Here is a 2,239-nt window from a genome sequence, read left to right as displayed (position 1 = left end):
GGTCTATGGCGTGCCGTGGGTGTGGGGCCTCACCGCGCTCGCCATTAACGACAAATCCTTCGACAAGCCGCCGACGAGCATCGCCGAGATGTGGGATGCCGCCCATAAGGGCCGCGTCGTCATTCGCGACGATGCCGTCGAAGCGGTGCAGTTCGGCGCCATCGCAACGGGCCAGAACATCAACGACATCAAGGATATGGATGCGGTCAAGGCGAAGCTCACCTCGTTGATGCCGCAGATCAAGACCTTCTGGAGTTCGGAGAACGACTGGAACCAGATGGTCGCCTCCAACCAGATCGACATCGGCACCTACTGGAGCGGCTCGGCCGATCGCGCCAAGACGCATTTCAAATTGCCGGTCTCTCTGGTCGTGCCGCAGGAGGGTGCCGTCGCCTGGCTCGACGCGTTTTCCATTCCGGTCGGCGCCAAGAACGTCGCCGGCGCCGAGGCTTTCATCAACTACATGATCGACCCGAAATTCTACGTCGAATGGGTCACCAAGGTCGGTGCTCCTGTCTCCGCCAACACCAAGGCGGTGGAAGCGCTGCCCGAGGATGCCTTCAACCGCAAGGTCATGGGCGACCCCGAGGTGGCCAAACGCATCCAGTTCCAGGCGCCGATCACCGATGCCCAGCGCGAAGCCTATCTGGCGCTGTGGCAGCAGTTGAAGGTCGACGTGAAATAGAGCCAACATCCCGGCCAGCCGGCGGTTCGCGCCGGCTGGCGTTTCAATCCTGGGGGAGGGTATCATGGCAGCTGCGACAGCGTCGCGAAGCGGGCTGAGATCGGCATTGCCGCTGCTGGCGCCAGCCTATCTCTGGCTGACGGTGGCGATCTTCCTGCCGCTCTCGGCCATGGTCTTTTTCTCGTTCATGACCGAGCTGCCGCTGTCGGGAAAGCCGTGGACATTCACCCTTGGCAACTATGCCACCTTCTTCTCGCAAAGCCTCTATCTGACACTGCTGCTGGCCTCACTGCGGCTTGGCCTCGAAGTGACGCTGTGGTGCGTCGTCATCGGCTATCCCGCCGCTTACGTGCTCGCCAAAGTGCTGAAGGGGCGCAGCCGCGAGGCGATCTTCCTGCTCGTCATCTTGCCGTTCTGGTCGAACGGGCTGGTGCGCATCTTTTCCTGGGCGATGGTTTTGCGCGAGGGCGGCATTCTCGACACCGCGCTCAACGCCGTGCTGCCGTTCAAGATCAACATCGACCTGATGTATTCCTATCCAGCCGTCATCATCGGGCTGGTGCATTCCTACGTGCCTTACATGGTGCTGACCTGCTATCTCACGCTGCAGGCGATCGATGACTCCCTGATTGAGGCCGGGCGTTCGCTTGGCGCTTCACGGCTACAGGTGCTGAAGCGGGTGATCATCCCGCTGTCGATGCCCGGATTGGTCGCGGGTGCGGCCCTGATCTTCGTCCCCGTCGTCGGCTCGTTCATGGAGCCGCGCATCCTCGGCGGTCGCACCGGCACCTTCTACGGCACGGTCATCGAGGACCAGTTCGTCGCCGTGTTCAACTGGCCGCTCGGTGCCGCGCTTTCCTTCATCCTGCTGGCCGTGGTGCTGGTCATCCTGGCGGTGGCGTCGCCGGTGCTGCGGAGGGCCGCGTGATGGCGACGACCCGCGTCCTCGAATGGCTTGGCCGCTTCTACATCGGTCTGCTGCTCGCCCTCCTCTATCTGCCGATCATCATCATGGCGCTGATGTCGTTCAACGTCTCGCCCTTCTACCAATTGCCGTTCGAATGGACGACCGAATGGTACGCTTCGCTGTGGCAGAACGACCAGCTGATCGCCGCCACCTGGAACAGCGTCGAGATCGCCGTCATCACCACCGTCATCTGTGTCGTGCTCGGCTCGGCGGCATCGCTGGCGCTCTATCGCTATGAGTTTCGCGGCAAGAAATTCCTGCAGGCGCTGTTGTTTCCGCCGATCGCCATTCCGTGGCTGATCACCGGCACGGCGATGCTGATCTTCTTTTTCGGCGTCGGCATCGGTCGCGGGCTGCATGCGATCCTGCTTGGCCATGTCGCACTGGCGCTGCCCTATGTCATCGTCGTCGTCTCGGCCCGGCTGCAGACCTTCGCGCCGGAGCTGGAAGAGGCGGCACGCTCGCTCGGCGCCAACCAGTGGCAGGTAACGAGGCGCGTCACGCTGCCTTGGATCATGCCAGGCGTTATTGCCGGAGGGCTGTTTGCGTTTGCAGTGTCGTTCGACCAGTTCGTGGTGTCCTATTTC

General features: G+C 62.3%; 3 protein-coding genes. All 3 read left to right on the top strand.

What is annotated here, in order from left to right; all coding sequences use genetic code 11:
* Positions 1–685 (top strand): extracellular solute-binding protein (locus EN994_RS28095; RefSeq protein WP_164746266.1); only part of this gene is annotated, 685 nt, incomplete at its 5' end.
* A gap of 64 nt (positions 686–749) precedes the next feature.
* Positions 750–1,613 (top strand): ABC transporter permease, encoded by an 864-nt coding sequence (locus EN994_RS28090; RefSeq protein WP_013530806.1) that lies wholly within the window; start codon positions 750–752, stop codon positions 1,611–1,613.
* Positions 1,613–2,239 (top strand): ABC transporter permease (locus EN994_RS28085; protein ID WP_164746267.1); only part of this gene is annotated, 627 nt, incomplete at its 3' end. The genes EN994_RS28090 and EN994_RS28085, both read left to right, overlap by 1 nt.

This window comes from Mesorhizobium sp. M7A.F.Ca.CA.002.09.1.1 (assembly GCF_003998555.1).
Taxonomy (GTDB): domain Bacteria; phylum Pseudomonadota; class Alphaproteobacteria; order Rhizobiales; family Rhizobiaceae; genus Mesorhizobium; species Mesorhizobium ciceri.
This window is presented reverse-complemented; position numbering and strand designations above follow the sequence as displayed.